Annotated in this window: 22 protein-coding genes; 11 read left to right on the forward strand and 11 right to left on the reverse strand. The window is 72.2% G+C overall.

The genetic code is table 11. The features are described from left to right. Positions 1-63 precede the first annotated feature (63 nt). Both ABZ822_RS27000 and ABZ822_RS27005 read right to left on the reverse strand, forming a co-directional pair. Entirely contained in the window at positions 64-315 is a 252-nt protein-coding gene (locus ABZ822_RS27000) for a DUF397 domain-containing protein (RefSeq protein ID WP_360859551.1), read from the reverse strand. Next, positions 312-1184 carry a helix-turn-helix transcriptional regulator gene (locus ABZ822_RS27005; RefSeq protein ID WP_360859554.1) on the reverse strand — a complete coding sequence of 291 codons (873 nt, stop codon included), beginning with the start codon at positions 1182-1184 and terminating at the stop codon, positions 312-314. The genes ABZ822_RS27000 and ABZ822_RS27005 overlap by 4 nt, the downstream gene beginning before the upstream one ends. A 142-nt stretch (positions 1185-1326) precedes the next feature. Between ABZ822_RS27005 and ABZ822_RS27010 the strand changes: the two genes are divergently transcribed. Beyond that, on the forward strand, positions 1327-1779 hold the full coding sequence (locus ABZ822_RS27010) for an ATP-binding protein (RefSeq protein WP_360859557.1): 453 nt from the start codon (positions 1327-1329) through the stop codon (positions 1777-1779). A gap of 70 nt (positions 1780-1849) precedes the next feature. Here the strand turns inward: ABZ822_RS27010 and ABZ822_RS27015 are convergent, their stop codons facing one another. Then, on the reverse strand, positions 1850-2827 hold the full coding sequence (locus ABZ822_RS27015; RefSeq protein ID WP_360859560.1) for an acyl-ACP desaturase: 978 nt from the start codon (positions 2825-2827) through the stop codon (positions 1850-1852). 201 nt (positions 2828-3028) lie between these two features. Further along, on the reverse strand, positions 3029-3805 hold the full coding sequence (gene ddaH, locus ABZ822_RS27020) for a dimethylargininase (RefSeq protein ID WP_360859563.1): 777 nt from the start codon (positions 3803-3805) through the stop codon (positions 3029-3031). Between the two features lie 586 nt (positions 3806-4391). Here ddaH and ABZ822_RS27025 point away from each other — a divergent pair. Beyond that, positions 4392-4796, forward strand: a complete 405-nt coding sequence (locus tag ABZ822_RS27025; protein ID WP_360859566.1) for a DUF1992 domain-containing protein — start codon at positions 4392-4394, stop codon at positions 4794-4796. A 22-nt stretch (positions 4797-4818) separates the two neighbouring features. On the opposite strand, the gene ABZ822_RS27030 is transcribed toward ABZ822_RS27025, so the two are convergent. Then, positions 4819-6402, reverse strand: coding sequence for a helix-turn-helix domain-containing protein (locus ABZ822_RS27030; RefSeq protein ID WP_360859569.1), 1584 nt, complete (start codon positions 6400-6402; stop codon positions 4819-4821). A gap of 256 nt (positions 6403-6658) precedes the next feature. Beyond that, positions 6659-7300, reverse strand: coding sequence for a GNAT family protein (locus tag ABZ822_RS27035; RefSeq protein WP_360859572.1), 642 nt, complete (start codon positions 7298-7300; stop codon positions 6659-6661). A gap of 202 nt (positions 7301-7502) precedes the next feature. Between ABZ822_RS27035 and ABZ822_RS27040 the strand changes: the two genes are divergently transcribed. After that, complete coding sequence (locus ABZ822_RS27040; RefSeq protein ID WP_360859575.1) at positions 7503-8261, forward strand: GntR family transcriptional regulator; 759 nt, start codon at positions 7503-7505, stop codon at positions 8259-8261. 52 nt (positions 8262-8313) lie between these two features. Then, on the forward strand, positions 8314-9558 hold the full coding sequence (locus ABZ822_RS27045; protein ID WP_360859578.1) for an MFS transporter: 1245 nt from the start codon (positions 8314-8316) through the stop codon (positions 9556-9558). Positions 9559-9632: 74 nt separating this feature from the next. Here the strand turns inward: ABZ822_RS27045 and ABZ822_RS27050 are convergent, their stop codons facing one another. The 3 genes from ABZ822_RS27050 to ABZ822_RS27060 form a co-directional block, all read right to left on the reverse strand. Continuing rightward, a complete protein-coding gene (locus ABZ822_RS27050; RefSeq protein ID WP_360859581.1) occupies positions 9633-10361 on the reverse strand; it encodes an HAD-IA family hydrolase in 729 nt (242 codons plus the stop codon). An 89-nt stretch (positions 10362-10450) separates the two neighbouring features. Continuing rightward, on the reverse strand, positions 10451-10885 hold the full coding sequence (locus tag ABZ822_RS27055) for an SRPBCC domain-containing protein (protein ID WP_360859584.1): 435 nt from the start codon (positions 10883-10885) through the stop codon (positions 10451-10453). Positions 10886-11100: 215 nt separating this feature from the next. Beyond that, the gene (locus tag ABZ822_RS27060; RefSeq protein ID WP_360859588.1) at positions 11101-12723 is read right to left on the reverse strand and encodes an ABC-F family ATP-binding cassette domain-containing protein; all 1623 of its coding nucleotides are present in this window, start codon (positions 12721-12723) and stop codon (positions 11101-11103) included. Between the two features lie 435 nt (positions 12724-13158). Between ABZ822_RS27060 and ABZ822_RS27065 the strand changes: the two genes are divergently transcribed. Further along, complete coding sequence (locus ABZ822_RS27065) at positions 13159-13842, forward strand: GPP34 family phosphoprotein (protein WP_360859591.1); 684 nt, start codon at positions 13159-13161, stop codon at positions 13840-13842. Positions 13843-14012: 170 nt separating this feature from the next. On the opposite strand, the gene ABZ822_RS27070 is transcribed toward ABZ822_RS27065, so the two are convergent. After that, positions 14013-14426, reverse strand: a complete 414-nt coding sequence (locus tag ABZ822_RS27070; RefSeq protein WP_360859594.1) for an SsgA family sporulation/cell division regulator — start codon at positions 14424-14426, stop codon at positions 14013-14015. A gap of 163 nt (positions 14427-14589) precedes the next feature. Between ABZ822_RS27070 and ABZ822_RS27075 the strand changes: the two genes are divergently transcribed. From ABZ822_RS27075 to ABZ822_RS27085, 3 genes are all read left to right on the forward strand, one after another. Further along, the gene (locus ABZ822_RS27075) at positions 14590-15282 is read left to right on the forward strand and encodes an endonuclease V (protein WP_360859597.1); all 693 of its coding nucleotides are present in this window, start codon (positions 14590-14592) and stop codon (positions 15280-15282) included. A gap of 161 nt (positions 15283-15443) precedes the next feature. Beyond that, a complete protein-coding gene (locus tag ABZ822_RS27080; RefSeq protein ID WP_360859600.1) occupies positions 15444-15743 on the forward strand; it encodes a YciI family protein in 300 nt (99 codons plus the stop codon). 226 nt (positions 15744-15969) lie between these two features. Next, positions 15970-17049: an oxidoreductase gene (locus tag ABZ822_RS27085; RefSeq protein ID WP_360859603.1), complete on the forward strand. Its 1080-nt coding sequence runs from the start codon at positions 15970-15972 to the stop codon at positions 17047-17049. A 361-nt stretch (positions 17050-17410) separates the two neighbouring features. Here the strand turns inward: ABZ822_RS27085 and ABZ822_RS27090 are convergent, their stop codons facing one another. Then, complete coding sequence (locus tag ABZ822_RS27090) at positions 17411-18628, reverse strand: saccharopine dehydrogenase NADP-binding domain-containing protein (protein WP_360859606.1); 1218 nt, start codon at positions 18626-18628, stop codon at positions 17411-17413. 300 nt (positions 18629-18928) lie between these two features. On the opposite strand from ABZ822_RS27090, the gene ABZ822_RS27095 reads away from it, so the two are divergent. Genes ABZ822_RS27095 through ABZ822_RS27105 form a run of 3 tightly spaced genes read left to right on the forward strand, consistent with a single transcriptional unit; the run spans position 18929 to position 21784 of the window. Beyond that, on the forward strand, positions 18929-19864 hold the full coding sequence (locus ABZ822_RS27095; RefSeq protein WP_360859609.1) for a dihydrodipicolinate synthase family protein: 936 nt from the start codon (positions 18929-18931) through the stop codon (positions 19862-19864). Further along, on the forward strand, positions 19861-21363 hold the full coding sequence (locus ABZ822_RS27100) for a sialate:H+ symport family MFS transporter (protein WP_360859612.1): 1503 nt from the start codon (positions 19861-19863) through the stop codon (positions 21361-21363). The genes ABZ822_RS27095 and ABZ822_RS27100 overlap by 4 nt, the downstream gene beginning before the upstream one ends. 13 nt (positions 21364-21376) lie before the next feature. After that, a complete protein-coding gene (locus tag ABZ822_RS27105) occupies positions 21377-21784 on the forward strand; it encodes an MmcQ/YjbR family DNA-binding protein (protein WP_360859615.1) in 408 nt (135 codons plus the stop codon). Positions 21785-22060 lie beyond the last annotated feature (276 nt).

A 22060-nucleotide genomic window follows, 5' to 3' on the forward strand; every position in this document is an offset into this window, starting at 1 on the left:
CGCCGCGACGATACTCCGCGCGTACGGCCTGCCGGGCCGTACGCGCCGGGGGCGCGGGGGAGGTCAGCGCCGTGCGGCGAACTCCACGAAGGCGGCCCAGGAGTCGGGGGTGAAGGCGAGCTGTGGGCCGTGCGGATCCTTGGAGTCCCGTACGTGCACGGTGCCGGGGCAGGTGGCGACCTCGACGCATGCTCCGCCTTCGCCACTGCTGTGGCTGCTCTTGCGCCACGAGACGGCGACCTCGACGCACTCGCCGCCGTCTCCGCCGCTGTAGCTGCTCTTGCGCCAGGTGAGCTCGGTCGATTCGACGTTCATAGTTCTCCCAGCATCTTCTGAATCAGGGTCAGGGACTCCCTGGGTGCCAGTGCCTGCGCCCTGATGCTGCCGTAGCGTGCCGCCATGATACGGACCTCCTCAGGGTCGGTAATAAGGCGGCTGATGCTCTGTACCTCTACATAGGCAACCTGCTGCCGCCTCTTGGGGGTCAACAGGATGAATGGACCTTCCAGCCCGCCGTGGCCCTCACAGTCGAGAGGCAGCACCTGGATCGAAATGCTGCGGAGTCCGCCCAGTCGCAACAGGTGTTCCCGTTGTTCTTGTTGGACTGCTCGTCCGCCAACAAGGCGCCTGAGTACGGATTCCTCAACAACTGCGGAGACCATCGGCGAGGGCCATCGAGTCAGAAGCTCCTGACGTACCGATCGGGCAGTCGTTCGTTGCTCAATGGTCTCGTCGTCCAAGAGGGGTTGCCGAGCGGTGAAGATGGTGCGCGCGTATGCCTCGGTCTGGAGCAATCCCGGGACGGTCAGCGTGCTGTAGAAGTTCAACTCGACCGCCTCCGACTCCAGGCGGGCGTAGTCGCGGAACCAGGCCGGGTGGCGGACGCGGGCCTTCGTTCCCGCTCGGGCGACGTCGTCCTTCGCCGTCTTCAACAGGCCGCCCGCGCCCAGGAATTCGTCCGCCGCGTCCAGGAACTCCGGCTGGGGCGTGCGGCGGCCGCGTTCCAGGGAGGAGATCGTGTCCTCGCTGTACCCCAGCCGGTCGCCCAGCTCCTTCTGCGTCAGCCCGTTGCGCTCCCGCAGGAGCTTCAACTGCTTGCCGACGGCGCGGAAGAGATCCGCCGCGTCGTCCGCGCCCTCCGAGGGTTCCGGGCGCTCCTCGCGACCCCGGTCGTCCGTCACCATGCCGCTCACCGTCTCGTATGCCGCGCCCCGCCCCCGGTTGCGCCCGCCGGGACGGACACGCAACCCTCCGCGCCCGTACACGCACGCAGTGTACCGGCTGCCGTGCTGGTCAGGCTACGACGGGTCGACCACGCTCGGTGACATGAAGCCCGAAATCACCCTCCCGGCAACGAGGTTCAGCCAGCGGTTCAGCTCCACCCCGCGCGGGGCGCGACGCGCGCGCGTCTCCGCAGTACGGCAGCTCGCCGCGTGGGGCTGGGCGCACGGCGGGGCGGCGTCCGAGGCCGTCGCGCTCGTCGTGTCCGAGCTGGCCGCGAACGCGGTGCGTCACGGCCGCGTCCCCGGGCGGGACTTCGCGCTCGGTCTCACGCTCGCCGCCGGGCCCGACTGTCCGCCTCTCCTGCGGATCGAGCTGTGCGACGCGCGGGACGAGAAAGCGCCCGGACCGGGCGCCGGATCCGGTTGCGTGGATCCGTACGCCGAGTCCGGGCGCGGACTTCTGCTCGTCGCCGCTCTCACCGACCGCTGGGGCGTGGAGCCGCGGGTGCCCGTCGGCAAGACGGTGTGGGCCGAGCTGTCCCTCACCGGCACGTGACGGACGGATGCATCGGCAGCACGCCCGTACAGCCGTACAGCGCGACCGCAGTACCGCTGCGGGCTTGTGGTCAGGCCGACTTGGTGCGGGCCGCGCGGCGCGCGAGCAGCGCCGCGCGGCGCTCGTCGAACTTCGTCGCCTGGTCGTCCAGACCGCCCATGAACAGGCCCAGCTCCTCCTGCGCCTTCAAGCCCTCGGGCCCGAGGCCGGAGATCTCCAGCACCTTCAGGAAGCGCAGGACGGGCTGCAGGACGTCGTCGTGGTGGATGCGGAGGTTGTAGATGCCTCCGATGGCCATCTGGGCGGCCGCGCGCTCGAAGCCGGGCATGCCGTGGCCGGGCATGCGGAAGTTCACGACGACGTCGCGGACGGCGGACATGGTCTGGTCGGGGGCCAGCTCGAAGGCCTTCCCCAGGAGGTTCCGGTAGAAGATCATGTGCAGGTTCTCGTCGGTGGCGATCCGCGCCAGCATCCGGTCGCACACCGGGTCGCCGGCATGGTGGCCGGTGTTGCGGTGCGAGATGCGGGTCGCCAGCTCCTGGAAGGCCACGTAGGCGACGGAGTGCAGCATGCTGTGCCGGTTGTCGGACTCGAACCCCTCCGACATGTGGGCCATGCGGAACCGCTCCAGCTCCACCGGGTCCACGGCCCGGGACGTGAGCAGGTAGTCGCGCATGACGATGCCGTGCCGGCCCTCCTCGGCCGTCCAGCGGTGGACCCACTGGCCCCAGGCGCCGTCGCGGCCGAAGAGCGTGGCGATCTCGTGGTGGTAGCTGGGGAGGTTGTCCTCGGTGAGCAGGTTCACCACGAGGGCTATCCGCCCGATGTCGGTAACCTTCGACTGCTCCGGCGCCCACGGGTCGCCGTCGAGCGGGCCGTCGAAGTTCCGGCCGTCACTCCACGGCACGTACTCGTGCGGCATCCATTCCTTCGCCACCTTGAGGTGGCGGTTCAGCTCGGTCTCGACGACCTCTTCCAGGGCGTACAGCAACCGGGCGTCGCTCCACGCCTCCGACGACGGTACGAGAGGGGTGGGGCTGAAAGTCACGGCGACTCCTGGGGACGTGCGCGGACATGCCGGGGCATGCAAAACAGCTACGGCAGCGTAGGTTACGAAGCCGTAGGTTAAAGCCCCGATAAGTTCAAGGCCATGCCTGCGTACGCTTCGTCCGGCTATGAGTGAACTGTGCAGAGGATCTGCTCCATGCGGTACGTGGATTGATGTCCCCTACGTTCCGCGCCCCGGCCGTTACCGGTAGAGGTCCCGCATCCGCACGGACAGGCAGGTCACGCAGCCTTCCAGCTTCTCGAACTCGCTGATGTCCACCGGTACGACGTCGTAACCGAGACCGCCCAGCAGCTCCGCGCTCTTCGGCGCGTTCGCCGACATCAGCAGCTTGCCGCCGCCCAGCAGCACCACGTGCGCCCCGTTCTCCTCCGGGACGGGCAGGAAGTGCGGGAAGACCGACGGGTCGTCCACCAGCGGCGCGTGCCCGATCACGGTCCCGTCCGGCAGCGCCGTCACCGCGGACTTCAGATGCAGCACCCTGCTGACGGGCACCGCGATCACCCGGGCGCCCAGCGGCTCGAAGGCGGCACGGAGCTGCTGGACTCCGGCGGCGTTCGTCCGCCCGCCCCGCCCCACGTAGATCGTGTCGCCGACCTTGAGGACGTCGCCGCCGTCGAGCGTGCCCGGATCCCAGACCCAGTTGATCGAGCAGCCCATCCGCGCGACGGCCTCCTCGACCTCCGCCGTCTCGGGCTTGCGGGTGTCCGCGCCGGGGCGGGCGATCAGGGCGACGTTCCGGAAGAGGACCACCGTGTCCTCGATGAACACGCTGTCCGGGCAGTCGTGCGCGGGCTCGACCTCGAACGGCTCCCAGCCGTGGGTCTGGAGCGCCCCCACGTACGCCTCCCACTGGTTCAGCGCGCGGCTGTAGTCGACCGGCGCGCGTTCGATGTGGGTGACGATGCCCTCGGCGAGACGCGGACTGGGACGGCGGATCAGCGCCTTCTTGCTGGGCACGGGTGCTCCCTTGGGTGTGTGGGGGACGCGGGCGGGCGGTACGGGGGTGTGGGGGTGTGGGTGCTACGGGGGGCGGGCTCGGACGGTTCGGCGGGTGGACGGGCTCGGACGGTTCGGCGGTTCACGGTCGACGCGGGGTGCGGGTGTTGCCGGTGTTGCGGGTGCTTCGGCGGGCGGGTGGCGGGCATGAGCCGTGGACCGCGATCGGCTCGTACCCGGAGTACCCGCTCCTACCCTCGGGCGGCTCCCTCGGGTCCGTGCACCCATCCTGAACTGCGACGTGGCTCATCCTCCACCGCCGCGGCCCGCACGCCGCGGAGAATCCCCGGCGTGACACGGATCCCGCGGGACCCGCCCGACCACGTGGACGAACTGCTCCCGCCGCTCTCGACCCGCTTCCGGGTCCGCGGCCCATGCGTGAACTGGCCGAGCGCGCACGCCGGTCGGCGCGGCAGGGCGACTCGGCACGCTGCTGGAGGGGCTGGAACGGCGCTGGGCGCACGGGCGGCGGCTCGCCGTCACAGCGCCCGCCGGGGGCGGGGCACCCGTTCGTGTCCCGTAAGGGCGTATGAGGGACAATGGGCCCATGACGGAGCGCAAGCCACCTGGCGTCCCCTTCGAGTCGTGGGTCGACAAGCAGATCAGGGAAGCGACGGAGCGCGGCGCTTTCGACAATCTGCCCGGCGCGGGCAAGCCCCTGGCCGACGCGAACGCCCCGTACGACGAAGAGTGGTGGATCAAGAAGAAGATGCACGACGAGGGCGGCATGGCCCTGCCGCCGACGCTCGCCGTGCGCAAGGAGGCGTACGAGGCGCGCGCGGCGGCGCTCGAGGCGGCCTCCGAGCCCGAGGTGCGGAGGATCGTCGCGGACATCAACGACCGCATCCGTGAAGCGATCAGGACGCCGCTGGCCGGTCCTCCGCTGAATCTGGTCCCCTTCGACGTCGAGACGGTCGTCCAGGAGTGGCGCGATCAGCGCCCGTCGGCCTGAGCCGTCCGCCGGCCGTTCCGCGTCATGAAGGGGCGCGAGTCCACGTCCGCGTGTCGAGCGCATAGCCGTACTCCGGACGGCCCTTGACACTGCTCGTACGGAACGGCCGGCCGCCGTCGTCGATGCGCACCGTCCCCTTGCGGCCCCGGCTCGTCCAGTCGAGCTCGAGGAACCAGCGGCAGGAGCAGCCCGCGGTACGGGCGTTGACGAGGAGCACGAGCGGGTCGGTGGCCGAGACGCGGTAGGGGAGGCGTACGGCGGGCAGCGGCTTGTCGGACACCCCGTCGTAGCCGTCGGTGGGACGGGCCAGCGGGCGCGAGGCGTCCAGGTCCACGGCGAAGGCGGCCGGGGTGAGGGCCCCGCCGCAGCCGTTCTCCATGGCGAAGGACGACCAGGCCAAGGGCCTGTCGCGGCTCACGACGCGGACGTGGAGCTCCTGGAGCACGACGGCCTCGGATGAGGTGCCCTGCAGGGTCACCTCCACGTTGGTGGTGGCGCCGTGGACGGCCCGCTGCGCGGAGGCCCAGGTGGGCGCGTCCTGTTCGACGGGCGGCGGCGGTACGCGGGACGGCGACCTGTCGACGAGATAGCGGTGGTCGCAGCCGTTCTCCCATACGTGCGACCGGGTCGTCATGGACAGCGGCGCCGCCCGGCTCGTCCCGTCCCGGCCGCCACTCGCGTGCTCCTCGCGGCCGGACTCCCCGGTGCCCTCGGAGCCCTTGCCGTCCCGGCCGCCGCCGGTTCGGGACGGGGACGCGGACGTGCCGCTCGTCGTGTCGTCGTCGGCGACGGCGCGGGCGGTACCCCGGGGATTCGTGACCGCCTGAGGCGCGTGCGCGGAGGCGGCGACGTCCCGTGGCGACCGCTCGTCGCGGGAACCTGTCAGATGCGTGGCGGTGAGGGCCGCGAACACGGCGAGGGCGACGGCCCCTCCCACGAGTCCGGGCCAGTGGCGCTGCGGCCGTCCGTCGGCTCCGGTGGCTGTCTTGACGGCCGGGGTGGACGCGCCGGGAACGCGGGGGCGCGGGGAGGCGGGCGGGGTGGAGGAGCTGGCCGCGAGCCGGAGCCTGAGCTTTTCGCGCGGGCGCGCGGAGGGCGTCGCGGGCGCGGGCGTGGGTGCGGGCTCGGACGGATGCGTGGGCTTGGACGGATGCGTGGGTGTGGGCGGACGCGTACGGGAGGCGTCGGAGTCGGCACCCGAGGGGATCGCGCCGACCGCTGCCGGGCCGGACGGGTTTGTGCTCGGCGACTCAACGCCGGACAGGTGCGTGCTCGGCGGTTCCGCGTCGGCCGCGTCCGCCTCGCCCGACGTCGCGGTCAACGGCTCCGCGCCGCGCGCCGCGACCGGCTTCCCCGGATCGCGACGGGCCGCTTCCGCCAGGATCCAGAGGCGGTGGAGGTGCATCAGCTCATTCGTGTCCGCGGCGCACAGCCGGGCGAACCGCTCCACCGGCGCGTACTCGGCGGGGACCGCGTCACCGTTGCAATAGCGGTGCAGCGTCGAGGTGCTGACATGGAGCCGGGCGGCGAGCGCACCGTAGCTGCGCCCCGTCCGCTCCTTCAACGAGCGGAGGAACGCGGCGAATTCGGCGACGCGATCCGGCACCCCTGGTTCCGCTCCCGGTCGCGACCCCCGCCCGGACCCCGAACTCGAGCCTGGTCCCGCCCCTCGCCCGGACTCCGAACTCGAGCCTGGTCCCGCCCCTCGTCCGGACTCCGAACTCGACCCTGGCCCCGACCTCGATCCCCAGTCCGATCCGGCCACAGTTCTCCCCCCGCCCCGCCCCTGGCAACGACCCCAAGGGTCTCTGCCTCTCCCCACGCCAGAGTACGCGGAGCGGTTCCGCCGGTACGGCGTGTCGTCACAGGCCGAACAGCGCGCGGCACGGCTCCAGTCCGTGGACCTCGACCGGCACGGTGCGGCGTGCCTCCCAGTCGGCGCGGTCCAGCCGCAGCCGTTGCAGAACCCGCGCCTGTCCGCGTACGGAGGCGGTCGTCAGTCCATCGTCGCGGTAGCCGATACGCCGCGAGACACCGAGTGAGCGCCGGTTGTCGGTCATGGCGGCCGATGTCATCCAGCGGGCGCCCAGCCCCGCGAAGGCGAAGTGCGTGACGGCGGCCCGCATTTCGGTGCCGATGCCGTTGCCCTGGTGGACGGACCCCAGCCAGGAGCCGGACGTGGCCTCCCTGGTCACGGCGAAGTCCTGTGCCGATACGTCCTGCCGTCCGACCACCTGACCCTCGCTCAGAACCGCGAGGCTCAGCGTCCAGTCGTCGGGCCGCCATTCCGCCACCGTCCTGAGCACATGCTGAAACGTCCCGCGAGCGCGCGCCTCGGGCCCGCCGTCCGTCCACGGCACGGAGAACGGCATCTCCGCCGGATCGTGCACACCCTCGGCCGCCACGTCGGCGAGCGCGCCGAGCAGTTCCACATCCGGCAGGAGCAGTTCGAGACGCGGGGTCGTGATGCGAAGCCCGTAGAGGGGCCAGATATGCGCTGCCATGACGAAACCCTGCCGAACCGAACTCTCGCCGTCGAACCATTTACGACGGCCCGCAGTTCCCGCCGATGCATGTCGCATGGACCGTCGCGGCCGCTCGAGTACGGGGCGTAGTCCTGCTCCAGTAGCTTTCACCCGGTGTCGTAGCTTGCCCGTACCGCCTGGAATCACGAGCTGCGTGCAGTAGCACCATTGGAGAGTTCCCATGCCCCGAGAGGCGCCGTACCGTGCCGTGGCCGACCGGCTGCGCGCACGGATTCTCGCCGGAGAATGGGAGATCGGGGAGCGCCTGCCGTCCCGGGCGAAGCTCGCCGGGGAGTACGGGGTCGGGCGCAACGTGATGCAGAGGGCCGTGGACGGCTTGATCATCGCGGGCCTCCTCGAAGGGCGGGCGGGCTCGGGCACCTACGTCCGCGCGCCGCGCGAGCGTCTGCGGATGATCCGTTCGCGGCACCGCGACGTCGGAGGCGGCCCCTCCTCCCTCGACAGGGTGAAGGAGCGGGGCAGGGCGGGCGCCTGGGACACCCATAGCCAGGTGCGTGTCCCCGCCCCTGAGGGGATCGCAGAGCGGCTCGCAATCCGTCCCGGAGACCTCTGCGTCAACACGCACTACGAGTTCCTCGCCGACGGCCAGCCCGTCCAGCTCTCCGAATCATGGGAGCCGATGGCCGTCACGGACGAAACGCCGATCGTCCTGCCCGAGATGGGTCCCCTCGCGGGAAAGGGCGTCGTCGTGCGCATGCGCTCCATCGGGGTGGACATCGGCACCGTCGTGGAGCTGCCGCGCCCGGCCCGCGCCACCCGTGCACAGGCCAACCTGCTGGGAATCAGCGTCGGGGACCTGGTGCTCCACATCGAGCGGACCATCCACGACACCGGCGGGCGTCCGGTGGAAACCGCCGACATCGTCATTCCGGACGTGCGCCGGGAAGTGGCCTACGAGTTCGGCGTCGACCAGCCGTAGCCGTCGAATCCGTCACGCGAAACAGCACAGCCGAAGAGTGGAGCTGCCTCGCATGTCATCACCTTCCCGGCCCGGACTCCTCCGCGATCCGGATTTCCGGCATCTGTTCGCCGCCACCGCCCTCGGCCAGTTGGGCGATCGCATCATTTTCCTGGCCTTGCCCCTGGTCGCCATCGTGGGGCTGAACGCTGACGAGTTCCACGTCGGACTGCTGACGGCGATGACCACCGCGGGGTCACTCCTGATCGGACTGCCAGCAGGTGCCTGGGTGGACCGCATGCGGAAGCGATCGGTGATGATCTGCACCGACCTTGTGAGAGCGCTCGTCCTCCTGGCGATACCGATGACGTGGTGGGCGGACCTGCTGACCATCTGGTGGCTCTACGCAGTCGCTTTGGCTCATGGAGTGCTGACCGTCTTCTTCGATGTCGCCTACGTCAGCTTTCTGCCGCACCTGGTGGGACGCGGACGCCTGGTCGAGGGAAACTCACGACTCTCTGCCATCCGTTCGGTGACGAGTATCAGTGGCCCGGCGGTGGCGGGACCGCTGGTCGGCTGGGCCGGAGCTCCCGCGACACTCCTGGTGAGTTCGGCGGGGATGGCCGTATCGGGTGTGCTCGCGATGAGGATCCGTGCCCGCGAACAGAAGGCGGAGCCGCGTGTTGCCGGTCCTCGATTGCGCCGAGAGATCAGTGAGGGGCTGACGTTCGTTCTGCGGCAGCCCGTCCTCCGCGCAACCATGCTGGGGGACGCGCTCTTCAACCTCTTCCTGGTCATGTATCAGACCATGTTGCTGGTCCACCTGGAGAGGGAAACGGGCCTCGGTTCCTTGGGAATGGGCCTCACTCTGTCGGTAATGGGATGCGGGGCGCTGGTGGGCGCACTGCTGGCCGCCACGGTCTCGGAAAAGGTCGGACAAGGGCCGGTCATCTGGCTTGCGCCCCTGGTCACCTGTCCGCTGACCGCGCTGATGCCGTTGGCGCGAACCGGGTGGAGCGTGTACGTGGCGACGGCCGGACTTGCGGCCCTTTCGCTGGGCGGAGTTGTCCGCGTTGTGGCTCAGTCCAGCCTCCAGCAGGCGCTCACGCCCCATCGGCTCCTGGGCCGGATGAGTGCGACCGTCCGATTCGTGTCCTGGGGCTGCCTTCCTCTGGGGGGAGTCCTGGGCGGCCTGTCCGGCTCTGCCTTGGGCGCGACGGCCACCCTGTGGCTCGGCACCGCCGGCATGACAGCGAGCTTCCTCCCGAACTTCCTGTCGCCGCTGCGCAGCCTGCGTACCGTGCCCGAGGTCAGGTGACCGGCCCCGCGCGGCCGCGCACATCGGTCCGCGTTCATGGGCCGCCCTCAGGCACCCCGTTCGTCCGCCCGCGGTCACGCGCCCCGGGCGACAAGACGGAGCACCGCGTCCAGCCCTCGTCGGCTGCCCGGTGCCGCTCCGGCGGGTAGCACGTAGGACCGGAGACCGGCTCCGGCCGCGCCGCCGTCCTTCGCCGGGTGGTCGCCGACCATCAGGGTCTCCGCCGGCTCGGCGCCGAGCTGCCCGCAGGCACGGTGGAAGAGCCGCGGGTCCGGCTTCTCGGTGTCGTGTTCGTAGGAGTGGATCCAGGACCCGATGAAGCGGTCGAGGCCGTGGTGGGCGAACGTCGGCCGCAGGTCCCAGCCGACGTCGCTCACCACCCCCATCGCGATGCCGAGACGGGCGAGCCGTTCGAGGGTCTCCTCCGCGTCGGAGTACGGGAGCCAGTGCTCCGGCGTACGCAACTGCCCGTACAGCGCCTCGGCGTAGGGGGCCAGGGCGGGCACGGACGCGTACCAGGTGGTGAACGCGTGGCGGTGCGCCTCGGAGGAGACGTCGCGCCCCCGCTGGGCGGCCACCACGCCGGGGTCGGACAGTCCTGCCTCCAGACCGTCGAGGAGGGCGTCCATCTCGCTCTCCCCGGGCGGCCGGGGCAGGGCCGCGCGGATGCGGTCGGCGTAGGACCGTATCTGGAACAGCGTGCCGGAGAAGTCGAACAGCACGGCTCGTACGGGTGCGGGGGAGGGGCTGCCGGACGTGGCGCGCAGCGGGCCCTCCGGGCCGCAGACGGGAAGGTGTGTCATACGGCCTTCCTATCCTGCGGGTTGCGCGCCGCCCGGAGCAGGGGCGTCGACCGCTGAGCGCGGAGGGCCGCGTTGTCGAACGGCAGCGGTCAGGCGCCGCCCGTGCGGAAGGGCAGGGGTTCGCCCGTCTCCAGGAGGGTCTTGAGGCTGGACAGCAGCATCGGCCAGCCCGGCTGCACGACCTTGAGGAACAGCCCCTCCGGGTCCAAGTTGCTGTGCACGACGCTGAGTTGCGTGATGGCGCCCATCGCCCCCAGCTCGTACATCACGGTCGACGAGTGACCGCCGTTGGACTCGGGCTGGTCGGTCTGGATCCAGTCGTAGGCGAGCCGGCGCCCGGGGAGGCACTGCGTCACGGTGCCGGACCCGTCCGGGGCGCGGCTGGTGAGCGGGGAGCCTGTGCGCCAGTCGGTGTCGAACGACATCCCGAAGCGCCAGCGCGGCACCAGTTCCGGATCCGTGAGGGCCTGCCAGACCTGCTCGGGGGTGGCGCGGATGTAGAGGTCGAAGGTGAGGGTCGTCATGTGCGGAGCTCCGTCGCGGCAGGTGACAGGGGCGGCTTGACTGCCGTCGCCAACGATGATCTTCGCGAGCGGACGCTACTCGACGGGCCCGGAGATTCCTACGACGTCGCCCCCCGGCGCGTGGTCACGCGCCGGGGGGCGAGCGATCAGGGAGCACTCGGGGCGGAGGTCCCTCGCCGTCCGCCCTCCCGCCGCGGACGCCATATGACGCCGCGTCACACCTCGTCCGCCTCCACCTGGGTCAACTCCCCGTCCATCCGCATCCACCGCGTGATCCCGATCTCCTCCAGGAACGGCACGTCGTGGCTCGCCACGAGCAGCGCGCCCTCGTACGACTCCAGAGCCGCCGTCAGCTTGCGCACCGACGCCATGTCGAGGTTGTTGGTGGGCTCGTCCAGCATGAGGAGCTGCGGGGCGGGCTCCGCGAGCATCAGGGAGGCGAGGGACGCGCGGAAGCGCTCGCCGCCCGACAGGGTGCCCGCGGTTCGGTCAGCACGCGCGCCGCGGAAGAGGAAGCGGGCGAGGCGCGCGCGGATGCGGTTGTTGGTCGCCTCCGGCGCGAAGCGGGCCACGTTCTCGGCGACCGTCAGCGTGTCGTCGAGGATGTCCAGCCGCTGCGGCAGATACCGCACCGGCACCTGCGCGTCCGCCTCGCCGCGCACCGGTCCGATCTCGCCCGCGATCGTCCGCAGCAGGGTCGACTTCCCGGCGCCGTTCCGCCCCACCAGGGCGATCCGTTCGGGGCCGCGGATCTCGAAGGCGGGCACGCGGGCGACGCCGTGACGGAGTTCCAGATCGCGCACGGTCAGCACGGTCCTGCCCGCGGGGACCGCCGTGTGCGGGAGATCGACACGGATCTCGTCGTCGTCGCGTACGGCTTCCGCCGCCTCGTCGAGCCGTTCCTTCGCCTCCTCCAGCTTCTCCGTGTGCATGATGCGGTGCTTGCCCGCGGACTCCTGGGCCGACCGCTTGCGCAGCTTCATCACGGACCGCGGCTCGCGCTTGATCTCGTACATCTTCTGGCCGTAGCGCACGCGCCGGGCCAACTTGACGTGGGCGTCCGCCAGTTCGCGTTTCTGCCGCTTCACATCGGCCTCGGCCACCCGGACCATGCGTTCGGCCGCCTCCTGCTCGACGGCGAGCGCCTCCTCGTACGCGTCGAAGTTCCCGCCGTACCAGGTCACCTCGCCGCCGCGCAGATCGGCGATCTGGTCGACCCGTTCGAGCAGTTCGCGGTCGTGGCTGACCACGATCATCAGGCCCGGCCAGGACGCCACCGCGTCGTAGAGCCGCCGCCGCGCCGCCAGGTCCAGGTTGTTGGTCGGCTCGTCGAGCAGCAGGACGTCCGGCCGCCGCAGCAGCAGGGCGGCCAGGCGGAGCAGGACGGACTCGCCGCCCGAGACCTCGCCGATGGTGCGATCGAGTCCGATCCGGCCGAGCCCCAGGCCGTCCAGGGTCGCGCGGGCGCGTTCCTCGACGTCCCAGTCGTCGCCGACCACGGCGAAGTTCTCCTCGCTCGCGTCGCCCGCCTCGATGGCGTGCAGCGCCACCCGCGTGGCCGCGATACCGAGGGCGTCGTCGACCCGGAGTCCGGTGTCGAGGACGAGGTTCTGCGGCAGATGTCCGACGTCGCCGGACGTACGGATGCGGCCCGCCGCAGGGGTCAGTTCCCCGGCCATCAGCCGCAGCAGGGTGGACTTTCCGGAGCCGTTCAGCCCGATGAGTCCCGTACGGCCCGGCCCCACCGACAGGTCGAAGTCCTCGAAGACGGGGGTTCCGTCGGGCCAGGCGAAAGCGAGTCCGGAGCAGGTGACGGACGGGGTGGCGGAATGAGTCATGCAGGCCTCCAGAGGTTGCGCTGAGCGAGGGGCACCACGTGGAGACACCGGGGACGGGTGCGGCAGCGGCGATGAGAGCGGAGGTCGACGAAGGGCCGGACGCGTTCGGCTACGCGGAGGGCCCTGGTCGCGGGAGAGCGGCTCGGTGCCGAGGTCGCACACGGCTCGACGCAGGAGCAGGTCGACTGCCTCACTGCGGAGCACGGTGTCTTGAGGACCTCAGACGAGCAACGGCTTTCTCCGATCGGCGACAACAGGGCCGTGGAAGAAGCTACGGGGGGTGGTGCCGGGCGGCAACGCATTTATGTCCGGCGCCGGCCGGGAGACGCGCGGAGGGCCGGTTCGGCGGGGCGTCGCCACCGACACGTCGGGGATGGGCGGCTGGCCCCGCCCCACGTATCGTCGGCCTCCCGTCCGCCCCCACCGGAGGTGCCCGTGCCTGACGGTCCGCTCACCCTCCCCGCCGAGCTGTGCCTTCTCACCTGGGACACCCGGACCGGCAAGCCCGCCGCCCCCGCGTCCCTGCCCTACCTCGTCCGCGCGGGCGCCCTCACGGAGCTCGCCCTGCGCGGGATGCTGCTCGACGACGACGGGACCGCCACGCCCGTCCCCGATGCCGAGACCGGGGACCCGGTGCTGGACGGGCTGCTCGAACTCATCGAGGAGTCGCGGCCGCGCACCTGGAAGACCTGGGTCGGCCACGACACCGGGCCGACCCTGCGCGCGGTCCGCGCCCAGCTCCGGGACACGGGCCGGGTGGGGACGCGGCACCGGCGCGTCCTCGGGGTGTTCCCGGTCAAGGACCACGTCCTGGAGAGCACCGCCGAGGCCGAGGGGTTGCGGGAGCGTGCGCTGCGCGTGCTGCACGGTCCCGGCGGCGTCGCCGAGGTCTCCGACCGCGACGCCGCGCTCATCGCCCTCGCGGCGGCGGGCGAACTGCGCACGGTGGTGTCGGCGGGCGACGCCGAGGCCTACCAGGAGCGGATCGCGGCGCTGGGGGAGCGCGGTGGCCTGGCGGCACCCGCGTTGAAGAAGGTAATGGGCGAGGTGCAGGCGGCGCTGATCGCCGCGGTCACCACGGCGGTGCTGGTACCGACGATCACGTCCGGCGGCAGCTGAGCCGGGCTCAGCTGCCCGATCCGCCCTACGAGTCCTGGAAAGCCCGGCGCGTACGAGTCCTGGAAAGCCCGGCGCGCCCGTGCATCGCTCCGGACAAGACCGAACCCCCGGGACGGTCCCGGGGGTTGTGTATCCACAGGGTGCGAACTGGCTGATTTCGTACGGTCGGGTCAGGCCTGTCTCAGCAGCGCCGCGAGCTCGCCGTCCACGTCCCAGTGCGAGCCCTCGCTGCCCGCGGGCACCAGCAGGTACGAACGCTGGAGGAACCGGCGCAGATCGGCGGTCTCCATGCGCACCATGGCCGTACCGACCGTGGCGTGGAACTCCAGCACCGTCAGGTCGTCGCCGAACGGGCGCACGTGCACGTCGCCCTCGCCCGCCGGGCCGTCGAGGCCCGCGGCCAGCAGATCGCGGCCGAAGACCCAGGCCACGTCCGAGCCGGCGAGCGAGGCCCGCGGCGGGAAACAGATACGGATGGCCAGCGGGTCGTCCCGCCGGTAGCTCAGTACGGCGGTCATGTCCTGCACCTGGGCGTCGGACGTGATGAGGCCGGCACGGACAGCTTGGTCGATGACAGGGGACACGCCTGCCTCCTCGCGCTCGTAGGGATCCTCGGGGACCGTTACCGGTACTGAGGTATGGACTGCGACATGGGTTCCACTTCTTATGACGAGCGTGTGGCCGGATCCGTGCACTGCGAAGCAGGGTGACGTCTGTCACCCGGCTCGTGAGTGATAGGACTGAATTATGGGATGGGCGGAATTGTCCTGGCCGGACACCGAGGCCGAGGCCGTGGCGGAACAGGAACGCCTGCGCGGGCTCGTCGATCTGGAGAGCCCCGGTCCGCCTCCGGGCGCGGCCGGCCGCATCGCCGGCGTGGACGTGGCGTACGACGAGGACTCGGGCCGGGTGGCGGCCGCCGCGGTCGTCCTGGACATGGAGAGCCTGGAGGTCACGGAGCGGTCGACCGCGGTCACCACGGCCACGTTCCCCTATGTGCCCGGTCTGCTGGCCTTCCGCGAACTCCCGTCCGTGCTGCGGGCGCTGGAGCAGCTGGTCGCCCCGCCCGATCTGGTCGTGTGCGACGGCTACGGCATCGCGCACCCGCGCCGCCTCGGACTCGCCAGCCACCTCGGGGTGCTGACCGGGCTCCCGGCGTTCGGGGTCGCCAAGACGCCGTTTACGTTCGCGTACGAGCCGCCGGGCCCGGAACGCGGCGACCGGACCCCGCTGATCGACGGCGGGGACGTGGTGGGCCGGGCGCTGCGCACGCGTGAAGGGGTCAAGCCGGTCTTCGTCTCCGTCGGGCACGCGGTCGGTCTGGAGGAGGCGTGCGCGCACACGCTGCGGCTGACCCCGCGCTACAGGCTGCCGGAGACCACGCGCCACGCCGACAGCCAGTGCCGCCGGGCGCTGGCCCTGGCGCTCGCGGAGGGCTGAGCGCTCAGCGGGCCGGTTCCGGGGGGCGTACGCGTCCGGGGGCGGCGGGGCCTGTGACGCCGCAGGTCGTACGGGGTGGCGCGGGGGCGGCGGGAGTGCCGGGGGCCGGTCCTGGGCGAGCCCGGGAGCGGCGGCGCGGCACCGCCACGTAGGCTCGGATCATGTTCGTTCTTGAGCTGACCTACACCGCGCCCGCCGACGAGGTCGACGCCCTCCGTGAAGCCCACATGGAGTGGGTGGACGAGCAGTTCGAGGCCGGGGTGTTCGTCGCCTCGGGGCGCAAGACCCCTCCCGACGGCGGGGTGATCCTGGCGGTGGGGGACGACCGCGACCGCATCGAGGCCGTGGTGGCCAGCGACCCGTTCGTGCAGGAGGAGGTCTGCGGGTACCGGGTCACGCAGTTCAGGATGAGTCGGACGGCGCCGGGGCTGGAGGAGTTCCGCCAGCAGCCGGTCGGCTGACGCCGCCCGTCCGCCCGTCCGCTCGTCCGCTCGTCCGTCCGCCCGCCCGCTCGCCGGCCCGCTCGCCCGCCGTACGAGGGCGCGCGGCGACGGGCGGGCTTCCGCTTCTCTCGTTCAGCCGCGGTGCCGCAACCCTTGTCCCGGCCTTGCCGTACGCCCTGCCTCCACCGTGCGGCACTGGCGAGGGTCTGGTCCTGGTGCCCGAGGTCGGCTAGTTTCGCGCGCCATGAGGCTCACGAGGCTCCTGAGGCGTTCGGTTTCATTCGGCCTGTGCGCGGCGGCGCTTGCGACCGTCGCCACCCCGGCGGGTGCGGCGGACCACGACCGGTCCGGCATCGGCTGGCAATCCACCCCCACCGGCAGTGACGCGCGGTTCCGCGGGCTCGCCGCGGTCAGCGGCAGCACGGCCTGGCTGGCGGGATCGAAGGGTACGGTCCTGCGCACCGTGGACGGCGGACGGGCGTGGCGGAACGTATCGCCGCCCGGCGCGGGGGAGTCGGAGTTCCGGGATGTCGAGGCGTTCGACGCCCGGCGCGCGGTCGTCCTCGCCATCGGCGAGGGCGAGGCGTCCCGCGTCTTCCGCACGGAGGACGGCGGGGCAACCTGGAAGGAGAGCTTCCGCAACACCGACCCCAAGGCGTTCTACGACTGCATGACCTTCTTCGACCGGCGCCACGGCCTGGCGATGAGCGATCCGGTGGACGGGAAGTTCCGCATCCTCGCCACGGACGACGGCGGCCGGAACTGGGAGGTGCTGCCCTCGGACGGCATGCCGTCCGCGCAGACCGGCGAGGCGGGCTTCGCGGCGAGCGGCCAGTGCCTGGTGTCCTTTGGCCCGCGCGATGTGTGGATGGCGACCGGTGGCGCCGCCACGGCGCGGATCCTCCACTCCCGCGACCGCGGCCGTACGTGGACGGCCGCGGAATCGACGATCCCGGCGGGCGATCCGGCGAAGGGCGTGTTCGCGGTGGCGTTCCGCGGCCGCGGGCTCGGCGTTGCGGTCGGCGGCGACTACCGCCCCGACCAGGCGTCCCCGCAGGCGGCGGCGGTCAGTGGGAACGGCGGCCGCACATGGCGGCAGGCGCAGACCCCGCCACCGGCCTACCGCTCGGGCGTGGCGTGGCTCCCGACGCCCTGGCCCGCGGCGATCGCGGTGGGCCCGGCGGGCAGTGACCTGTCGCTGGACGCGGGGCGTACGTGGCGGACGTTCGACTCCGGCTCGTACGACACGGTGGACTGCACGCGCGAGGGGGCGTGCTGGGCCTCGGGCGAGAAGGGCCGCGCAGCGCGCCTGACCCGCGGCTGACACGCGCCGCGTCCGGGGCCCGCAGCAGCCGGGCCCCGGCGCGGGCGGTTCCGGTCTCGCCGACGTCCTTCTCACCGGAGGCGGAGGAGCGCCGGCTCGCGGCGGCGCTCCTCCGCCCACCGGCCGTCGTCGGCGAGGCGGAGCTGCCCGGCGGTCGCGTGCGTGACGCGCGGTCGTCGCGCCGGGCGGGACGCGCGGCCGTCGCCGTTGGGGCGTGCGCGGGCGACTGTGCCCGCGCGTCCTGTGAACGACGGGCGCGGGGGCAGGCGCGTCGACGCGGAATTCCGCCATGCGCCCCTCGGGGTCGTCCGACCGCGCCCGTCGGACCGTCGCGGGCGGAGCGCGGCGCCCGCCGAGGGCCCTATCCGCCGCTCAGGACGCGGAACTTCAGGCCCGCCGCCGTCAGACGGCCCGTCAGCTGCGGGCCCATCGCCACCGCCGTCGTCAGCTGTCCCGCCCTCTTCGGCAGGTCGTCATGGGCGAGGCACAGAGCTGACTCGGCGAGCATCTTCGCGGTCTCGTCGTACCCCGGGTCCCCGCCCGCGACCTCCGTCACCACGCGCCGGCCGCCGCCCTCGCCGATGAAGCGGACCGAGAACCAGCTCCGTGCCCTCCGCTCGGCGCCCGGTCCCTCGCCCGGCGACAGGCGCGCGGACAACCGCCGCCGCGCGTACGGGACCTGGGCCAGCGCGAACACCGCACCGACCGTGGCCATGCCGCCGACCGCGACCGGCAGCCGCTTCACCGCCGCCTGGTGGCGGTAGCGGAAGTCGGGCCCGTACCGGTCGAGCGCGGCGGCCGAGCGGCCCACGATCTGCGCGTCGATGCCGGGCAGCGGCAGCGCCCAGACACCCGCCTCGCGGCTGCGCCGCGGAAGGACCGTCATCCCCCGTGCTCCGCGCGGGATCGCCGGCCCCGTCCGCACGGTGCGCCCCTCGGCCGCACCCGGCCACGGTTCGCTGCGCTCGCGTTCACGCGCGGTCCGCCGCATGTCCACCGGCCGGGACAGCGCGGTCAGAACCGACGCCAGCGTGCCGCCGGAGAAGGTGGCGTTGGTGCGGACGTAGCCGTCGATGCGCAGCGGTACGTCCTCCGGGAGCTGCTCGACGGTGAAACGCACACCCAAGTCGTGCGGGACGGAGTCGAATCCGCAGGCGTGCACCAGCCGGGCACCGGTTTCCCGGGCACGCGTGTCGTACCGCAGGTACATCCGGTCGACGAACTCCGGCTCGCCGCACAGATCCACGTAGTCGGTCCCGGCCTCCGCGCACGCGGCGACCAGCCCCTCGCCATGGTGGGTGTACGGACCCACGGTCGTCGCCACCACGCGCGTGTCGGCGGCGATGCGGCGCAGGGACGCGGGGTCGCCGGCGTCCGCGGTGAGGAGCGGCAGCGCGGCCCAGCGGGGGTCGGTCTCGGCCAGCCGTTCGCGGGTGCGCTCCAGCTTGTCCGGGCTGCGCCCGGCGAGTGCCCAGCGGCAGTCGTCGGGGGCGTTCCGCGCCAGATAGGCGGCGGTGAGGCGGCCGGTGAATCCGGTCGCGCCGAACAGCACGATGTCGTAGGTCCGCTGCACCCTCACGCTCCCCTCGGGGGCCGGTCGGCCCGTCGGCTCCCGGCCGAGTTACGCCACGGTAGGGAGCGTCGCCACCCTGGTCAACAAAGCCTCACCGGCCGCGCGTCCGCCGGCCCTGCCGACGCGTGCGCCTCCGCACCCGCCGTCGTCCCGTGTCGTCGTCCCGTGTCGTCCTGCCGGGTCATGCAGGTCCGGCGAGCCTTGACGCGGCCCTGCCGCTGAGGCACTGTCAGCTCCAGGACATAGGACGTCCCACGTCCGGTGTGGCCGAACTTCTGCCCGATGGCCCGACATTGTGGAGCCGCCATGCCCCTCCCCACCCCCCTCACCGGTGTCGTGCCGCCGCTGTGCACCCCCCTCACCCCCGGCGGCGACATCGACACCCGCTCCCTGCGCGCCCTCGTCGAACGCCTCGTCGGTGCGGGCGTGGACGGTCTCTTCGCGCTCGGCTCCAGCGGTGAGACCGCCTATCTGAGCGATGCCCAGCGCCGTACGGTCCTGGAGACGGCGGTCGACGCCGCGGGCGGCCGGGTGCCCGTCCTCGCCGGGGTGATCGACATGACCACGGCCCGCGTCCTGGACCACGCCCGCGCCGCGGCAGAACTCGGCGCCGACGCCCTCGTGGCCACCGCGCCCTTCTACACCCGCACGCACCCCGCCGAGGTCGCCGACCATCTCCGGCGCATCCGCGGGGGCGTGGACGTACCGCTCCTGGCGTACGACATCCCCGTGGCCGTGCACACCAAGCTCCCGGCCGCCGTCATCCTGGACCTCGCCGCCGACGGCACCCTGGCCGGTCTGAAGGACAGCAGCGGTGACGACGGCGCACTCCGCCGGCTCCTCGTCGAGATGCGCCGGCGCGGCCTCGACCGAACCTTCTCCGTCCTCACCGGCTCCGAACTCGCCGTCGACGGCGGCCTGCTGGCCGGGGCGCACGGTGTCGTACCGGGTCTTGGCAACGTCGATCCGGCCGGGTACGTCCGGCTGTACGCGCACGCCCGCGCCGGCCGCTGGGCGGAGGCGGCGGCCGAGCAGGACCGTCTCGCCGCGCTGTTCGCCCTCACCGATGTCGGTGACGAGGCCGCCATGGGCCGTAGCTCCTCCGCACTCGGCGCCTTCAAGGCCGCGCTCCACCTGCTGGGCGTCATCGACTGCCCGGCCACCGCCGCCCCGCAGATCCCGCTGGGCGACACCGCGGTGAAGTCCGTACGCCGTCTGCTGGAAGAGGGAGGGCTGCTGTGAGCGCACCCGGGGCCGCGCCGGGAGGCATACCCACCCGCTGGTACCGGGAGGTCTCCCGCCGCCAGTGGACGTCGATGTTCGCCGCCTGGGTCGGCTACGTCCTGGACGGCTTCGACTTCGTGCTCATCACCCTCGTCCTCACCGAGATCGCCGACGACTTCGGGCTCACCACGGTGGAGGCCGCGAGTCTGGTCTCGGGGGCCTTCATCACCCGCTGGCTGGGCGGCGCGCTGCTCGGTGCGATGGGGGACCGCCACGGCCGCAAGGCCGCGATGATCGCCAGTATCCTGCTCTATTCGCTGGGTACGTTCGCCTGCGGCTTCGCGTGGAACTGGACCAGCCTGTTCGTCGCGCGGCTGGCCATCGGCATGGGGATGGCGGGCGAGTACAGCGCCAGTGCCACGTACGTCCTGGAGAGCTGGCCGGTCCGGCTGCGCAACCGCGCCTCCGGCTTCCTCATCTCCGGCTACGCCTTCGGTACCGTGCTGGCGGCCGAGCTCTACCAGTGGGTGGTGCCCGCCCTCGGCTGGCGCTGGATGTTCTGGATCGGCGTGCTGCCCGTACTGGTCGCGCTGTGGGTGCGGCGGGCGCTCCCCGAGGCCGACGACTGGAGCGCCGAGGTGGCCGGGGCGAAGGCCCGGCCGGATCCGTTCCGGCCGCTGTTCGCCACGCGAGGGCGTGCGGTGGTGAACGCCGCGCTCACCGCCGCCGCGAGCGCCGCCTTGTTCTTCGTCTTCACGCCCGCCGGTGCCGGACGGGTCCCGGTCCTGTCGGCGGTCGCGGCGGCCTGCCTCATCGCCTTCGCGGTGCAGCTCGGCGGGCGGCGCGGCTGGGTGCTGTACGTGGCGCTGATGGTCACCGTCTTCTGCGCGTTCCTGTACAGCTGGCCGATCCAGGCGCTGCTGCCGACGTATCTCAAGACCGAACTGGGCTACGCGCCAGGGCAGGTCGCGGACGTCATGTACTACGCAGGGTTCGGCACGATGCTCGGCTGCTGGCTCGCGGGCTTCGCCGGGGACCGCCTCGGCACGCGCCGCGCGTACGCCCTCACCCTCACCGCGTCGCTGGCGTTCGTCTTCCCGGTCTTCGCCGTCCAGGACAGCCTGGTGGGCCTCGGCGTCCTGCTCTTCTGCCTGCTGGCGCTGAGTCAGGGCATCTCCGGCATCCTGCCCAAGTACATCGCGGGGCACTTCCCGACCGCGACGCGCGCCGCCTCGCTCGGCTTCGTCTACAACGTCGGCGCGCTGGGCGGGGCCGTGGCGCCGGTGCTCGGCGCGCGGCTGGCCGAGGGTATGCCGCTCGGGCAGGCGCTGGCCGTCCTGGCCTTCGGGCTCACGGCCGTGGTGATCCTGCTCGTCGGGGGCAACGTTCCGCACCGCCTCCACCGGCGACTCGACCGTACGGCGGACGCCGACCGGCTGGTGCACGGGCCGGTGTCGGTCACCCCGGCTAGCGTGGACCACGCAGGCCGGGGCGAGCCGGGCGGGCGTACGGGGTGAAGCGAGGGAAGCGATGGCGGCGGCGAAGGACCAGGACCCCGCGAAGGCTCTGAAGGGGCCGCTGAAGGTGCGCGACACGGTGCGCGCGTTCGCCCTGGGGCTGCCCGGGGCGGTCGAGGAGTTCCCGTGGGGCGAGAGCGTCATCAAGGTCAACAAGAAGGTGTTCGTCTTCCTCGGCGTCAGCGACGGCAGCTACCCGCCGGGCGTCACGCTGAAGCTGAAGGACGAGGCGGTCCACGAGCACGCGATGTCCTGCCCCGGCGCTGAGCCGGCGGGCTACGGACTGGGCAAGGCCGGGTGGGTGAGCATCCCGCTGGCCGAACGGGGCGCGCCCGCGGCCGATCTCCTCTGCGACTGGGTGGAGGAGAGCTACCGCGTCATCGCTCCCAAGCGGCTGATCGCGGAGCTGGACGCGGACTGACCACCGGGACGCGCGGACTGACCACCGGGACACGCGGACTGACCACCGGGACACGCGGACTGACCACCGGGACACGCGGACTGACCACCGGGACACGCGGACTGACCACCGGGACACGCGGACCGGGCACGTGGACGCGGACTGACCACCTGGACGCGCGGACCGGTCATGTCCCCGTGCGAGCGCCGCGGCCGTAAGGCGAGCGTGCCGCCACCGAGGTCCGGTCCGTCCTGATTTCGCCGTACCGCCGACCGTGCGCGTGACGCGAGCCACACG

Source organism: Streptomyces sp. NPDC047108 (genome assembly GCF_040643575.1).
GTDB lineage: Bacteria > Actinomycetota > Actinomycetes > Streptomycetales > Streptomycetaceae > Streptomyces.